We start from the raw sequence: 1560 nt of genomic DNA, 5'->3' as shown, positions 1-1560 counted from the left end.
CCTTATTATCAATAACCTCTAAAAGCAGTTTTATGCTGTGTTGGGAGATTCCCTATTTTATGGATGGGTGTAGGGGCTTCATTTCTGCAATAAATGCATCTCCAGCGGTTTTTCTAAAAGTAAGAAGCCCCCAAAAGGAGTCCCTCTTCGTGTAAACCCAATCGTATAACTTCGTATAATGTATGCTATACGAAGTTATTACGATGTCTGTGAGAAATATCTTCGTAAAGGCGCTAAAGTCTATGTTGAAGGCCAACTCCAAACGAGAAAGTGGACTGACCAAACAGGGCAAGAGAAATATACGACTGAAATTGTGCTTCCAAAGTTTAAAGGGGAACTGACGATGCTTGAGGGGCGAGCAGAAGCTGAAAACCCAAGCCCAACCTTAGGATATATGAGCACTGGAAATCATACTGAAAATTCATCCAATAACTCTTTAAGTGAAATCCCATTCTAAGGAAGAGAGTAGGGGGCTTTATATTGAGGTAGCTAAGAGACAAAAGTTAACGTGAAAACTTTATCTCCTCGTTGGTTTGTTGGCGGTTAAGCGTTAACCGCGTCTTTCAGTTCTTTCCCTGGCTTAAAAGTAGGAACCTTGCTTGCAGCAATCTTAATCTCTTGCCCTGTTCTTGGATTTCTGCCTGTACGAGCCGCTCTTCCATTCACTTTGAAACTTCCAAATCCTGTGAGGCGAACTTCTTCCCCTTTTTTGGAGAGCTTCTTTAATGGACTCAAAGATAGCCTTAAAACCTTGCTCAGCTTCTTGTTTAGAGGCAACGACTTTTGCAATTTCATTTATAAGCTCAGATTTATTCATCTTTTATCCTTTCTTCAAAGTAATGAATTCTACCATGAATTATGGGGTGGGAGAATAGGGAAGATATTGCGTTAGGTGTAAGCCCCTTTTATAATTTATTTTGATAGGCGAGCGCTTAAAAAGGGTGTTCCTTTTTTAGGACGCCAAAGATGATATACAATAGTTTTTGCATGATTGCCACAATATGGAACATACCTGGATCCTCATAAACTCTTCAGCATTATGGGAGGTTCTAGTAATATTTATTGGTCTTGCTAAGGTCAGTCCAGTGGGACAAGGCCAAAAGCTATAAAAGTAGGCTAAAGGCTAAGGTTTAAGCGACGGGCTTGAGACCATGGATTGTACATTTCCTTTCCTCTGTTTCGAAGGTGGTCAATCTCCTGCATCCTTTCTTCTGGGGACCCATTAAAGAGCTCAGGGTGTTGTTCAAGGAGATAAGCTAAATTAAGACAAGCAAGCTTATGACCTTCCTTGCTGCTTTCCCATAGTTCAGGAAGGCGCCTTGGAAGTCCCCTTTTCTCTCAAGACAAAACCCTAAGCTATTTTGGGCAGGGGAACATCCTTGTTCTGCAGGGTGGCGATAGTAGCCTTCAGCTTCTTCAAGATTCCCTTGATGCTCTAAAAGGCCCCCTAGATTGAGTTGTGCTTCTGTATTGCCTTGGTTTGCAGCTTGGCGGTAATAAAACTCGGCTTGATTCATCTTGCCCTCTATCTCATGATGCAAGGCAAGGGTACATAGGCCT

General features: G+C 42.0%; 1 protein-coding gene and 2 pseudogenes. 1 reads left to right on the top strand and 2 read right to left on the bottom strand.

From position 1 onward, the window contains the following. Positions 1 to 214: 214 nt before the first annotated feature. A pseudogene (gene ssb, locus IG80_RS16620) lies at positions 215 to 457 on the top strand (single-stranded DNA-binding protein); the annotation flags it as partial. A gap of 86 nt (positions 458 to 543) precedes the next feature. Here the strand turns inward: ssb and IG80_RS12880 are convergent. Both IG80_RS12880 and IG80_RS0111635 read right to left on the bottom strand, forming a co-directional pair. Continuing rightward, a pseudogene (locus tag IG80_RS12880) lies at positions 544 to 817 on the bottom strand (HU family DNA-binding protein). A gap of 439 nt (positions 818 to 1256) precedes the next feature. Then, the coding region (locus IG80_RS0111635) for an SEL1-like repeat protein (RefSeq protein ID WP_198027397.1) at positions 1257 to 1560 on the bottom strand (304 nt) is incomplete at its 5' end.

Origin of the sequence: Candidatus Paracaedibacter symbiosus (assembly GCF_000757605.1) — a bacterium.
Classification (GTDB): Bacteria; Pseudomonadota; Alphaproteobacteria; order Paracaedibacterales; family Paracaedibacteraceae; genus Paracaedibacter_A; species Paracaedibacter_A symbiosus.
Note: the sequence above shows the minus strand (reverse complement) of the source record. Positions and strands in the feature narration are given on the sequence as shown.